The 3739-nt window shown below is 31.7% G+C and carries 3 protein-coding genes; all 3 read left to right on the top strand.

All coding sequences use genetic code 11. From position 1 onward, the window contains the following. Positions 1-121 precede the first annotated feature (121 nt). Positions 122-1726 (top strand): L-lactate permease, encoded by a 1605-nt coding sequence (locus HMPREF2937_RS08280; protein ID WP_070626066.1) that lies wholly within the window; start codon positions 122-124, stop codon positions 1724-1726. A 133-nt stretch (positions 1727-1859) separates the two neighbouring features. Then, the gene (gene lqo, locus HMPREF2937_RS08285) at positions 1860-3359 is read left to right on the top strand and encodes an L-lactate dehydrogenase (quinone) (RefSeq protein ID WP_070626064.1); all 1500 of its coding nucleotides are present in this window, start codon (positions 1860-1862) and stop codon (positions 3357-3359) included. Positions 3360-3393: 34 nt separating this feature from the next. Further along, positions 3394-3495 (top strand): SE2200 family small protein, encoded by a 102-nt coding sequence (locus HMPREF2937_RS08290; protein WP_070626062.1) that lies wholly within the window; start codon positions 3394-3396, stop codon positions 3493-3495. The last annotated feature ends 244 nt before the right edge of the window (positions 3496-3739 follow it).

Consider the following 3739-nt stretch of genomic DNA (forward strand, 5'->3'; position numbering starts at 1 on the left):
AGGAGATAGATAATAAATATAAGTTGTATTTTAAATTTGGGTTCAGATGATTTTTGTTTATTTGAAGTTATTTATAAATCAAAATGTATGAATAATTATTTATTGAGAAATGAGGGGTTCAATGTTAGTACATTCATTTGATCCATTTAATAATTTGCTTTTATCATCAATTGTTGCTGCTGTACCTATCATTTTATTTCTATTATTTTTAATAGTATTTAAAATGAAAGGTGTTTATGCAGCATTATCAACTTTAATAGTGACAATAATAGTTGCTTTAGTTGTTTTTAAACTTCCAATAAGTATTGCTGGCGGTGCTGTACTGGAAGGTTTTTACCAAGGAGTTATTCCTATTGGTTTTATTATTATTATGGCTGTATGGTTATATAAAATTTCAACTGAGAGTGGACAGTTTGATATTGTCCAAGATAGTATTTCAAGTATTTCACAAGATCAACGTATTCAATTACTGCTTATTGGTTTTGTATTTAATGCATTTTTAGAAGGAGCAGCTGGTTTTGGTGTACCCATTGCGATATGTGCTGTATTACTTACTCAACTGGGATTCAAGCCATTAGAGGCAGCTATGTATTGTTTGGTGGCTAATGCTGCTGCAGGTGCCTACGGAGCAGTTGGAATACCAATATCAATTATTGATACGTTAAGTTTATCTGGAAATGTTACTTCAACGGAAGTAGCATTGATTGGTAATTTAACGCTTGATTTTATTAGTTTTTTTATACCATTTCTATTAATGTTTATGATTGATGGATTTAAAGGTGTAAAAGAAACTTGGTTACTTACTTTAATAGTTTCTTTTACTTATACATTCTTGCAACTTGTTATTACAAGTTTAGATGTATCAGCACTTGCAGATATTATTCCTGGTTTAGTAAGCATGATAGTGTTAGCGCTAGTATCTAAAAAAATCCAACCTAAAAACATCTTTAGATTACATAAAGATGAAAATACTCCATCTGTAACTAAACATTCATTGAAAGATATTGTTTATGCGTGGAGCCCATTCATTATTCTAACTTTTGTTGTTCTTATTTGGAGTTCATCATTCTTCAAAAAGCTATTTGAAAAAGATGGCTTATTCAGTTCATTGGTTGTTAAATTTAATGTTCCTGGTACGATGAATGATGTTACTCATACACCTAATATTTTGACATTTAACTTTATTGCACAAACTGGTACAGCCATTTTGATTACAGTAATTTTAACAATTATCATTGCTAAAAACATGAATTTTAAAAGTGCTGGTAAATTATTAGGTGTTACATTTAAAGAGTTATGGATTTCTGTACTTACAATTTGTTTTATTTTAGCAGTATCTAAGGTGACAACTTACGGTGGTTTAAGTAGTGCAATGGGACAGGGTATTTCTAAGTCTGGTTCTATTTTCCCGTTGTTATCTCCGATATTAGGATGGATTGGTGTATTTATGACAGGATCTGTTGTAAATAATAATGTTCTCTTTGCACCTATCCAAGCATCAGTTGCGACTCAGATTGATATTAAAGCTTCTTTATTGGTGGCCGCTAATGTTGCTGGTGGTGTGACAGCTAAAATTGTATCGCCACAATCCATTGCCATTGCTACCGCAGCAGTTAATGAAGTGGGGAAGGAATCACGCTTGATGAAAATGACTATGCGTTTTAGTATAGGCCTCCTTATATTTGTGTGTATTTGGACATTTATTCTTAGTATTTTTATAACTTGAGGTATTATGACACTATGATAATTTTAGGCTTATATTCCATAAATGAATGATTTATATTGAAAATTAGTATTTTCATTAATATGGTTTTTGTATTACAATGTTTTCTGTACTCAAATAAGAAAGGGAGTCAATTATGAATAATAAAGAGTCAAAAACAGTTGTTGTCATTGGCGCTGGTGTTTTAAGTACTACTTTTAGTTCTATGCTTAAAGAATTAGAACCAAATTGGAAAATAAAACTTTATGAGCGCCTAGATCGACCTGGGATTGAAAGCTCAAACGAGCGTCATAATGCAGGAACAGGTCACGCAGCATTATGTGAATTAAACTATACTGTGAGACAACCTGATGGTTCGATTGATATTGAGAAAGCAAAAGAGATTAATGAGCAATTTGAAATTTCAAAACAATTTTGGAGCTATTTAGTAAAGAGTAATAATATCTCTAATCCAAAAGAGTTTATCAAACCACTACCTCATATTAGTTTCGTGCGAGGAAAAAATAACGTTCAATTCTTAAAAGATCGTTATCATGCTATGAAAGATGCTCCAATGTTTGACAACATTGAATATACCGAAAATATTGAAGAAATGAGAAAATGGATTCCATTAATGATGCAAGGGCATAGTGCTAGTGACATTATGGCTGCAAGTAAAATTGATGAAGGAACAGATGTCAATTTCGGAGAACTTACTCGTAAAATGGCTAAGAGTATTGAGGAACATCCAAATGCAAATGTCCAATACAATCATGAAGTTATTGATTTTAATCATCGTAAAGATGGTAAATGGGAAGTTAAAGTACGTCAACGTAATAGCGGAAATATTAAAACAGAACTTGCAGATTACGTATTTATTGGTGCAGGTGGTGGTGCAATTCCACTATTACAAAAGACAGGCATTCCTGAAAGTAAAAACTTAGGTGGCTTCCCTATTACAGGACAGTTTTTAATCTGTACAAATCCTTCTGTTATTGAAAAGCATGATGCCAAAGTTTACGGTAAAGAACCGCCAGGCACACCTCCTATGACTGTACCTCACTTGGATACACGTTATATTGATGGAGAACGCACACTATTGTTTGGTCCGTTTGCTAGTGTAGGACCTAAGTTTTTAAAAAATGGTTCTAACTTAGATTTATTTAAATCAGTCAAGCCATACAATATTATGACATTGTTAGCTTCAGCGGTTAAAAACTTACCATTAATTAAATATTCATTTGATCAAATTTTAATGACTAAAGAAGGTTGTATGAATCATTTACGTACATTCTATCCGGAAGCTCGTGATGAAGATTGGCAATTATATACTGCTGGTAAACGTGTTCAGGTTATTAAAGATACTCCAGAGTATGGAAAAGGATTTATTCAATTTGGCACTGAAGTAGTTAACTCTGCAGACCATTCAGTTATCGCTTTATTAGGTGAATCTCCTGGTGCTTCAACTTCAGTATCTGTAGCATTAGAAGTGATCGAAAAGAATTTCCCAGAATATGAAGAACAATGGATGCCGATTATTAAAAAAATGATTCCGTCATACGGTAGATCGTTAATTGAGGATATCGAACTGATGAGAAAAACACGCCAACAAACATCAAAAGACTTAGAATTAAATTATTATATGAGTAGCAAATAATTTATATCATAGATTGATATATAGGAGGTTTCTTATGAACAAATTATTAACAATTTCAATAGTTGTTATTGTTGCCTTTTTGGGATTAAAACGTTATCAAGCTCATGTAAATAAGGCACCTAACATAGAATATTAATAGATAATTATATAAAGATTAGCATGAACATATATTGTTTTACCTTAGAATTTAGATTATGTTGTTAATTTTTGATATTTACTTAGTTCATTCAAATGAATTTTTAATGGAAGAAAAAGGGCTCTATACTATTTAGGACTGGTGATAATCACTAGTCCTATTTTTGATACAAAAAAAGCGCAATTATCTTTATAATTAGAAGTATCCTATCACCAATAATTAAGGAGATAATGCGCCTATGTCT

This window comes from Staphylococcus sp. HMSC061G12, assembly GCF_001838465.1.
Lineage (GTDB): Bacteria > Bacillota > Bacilli > Staphylococcales > Staphylococcaceae > Staphylococcus > Staphylococcus simulans.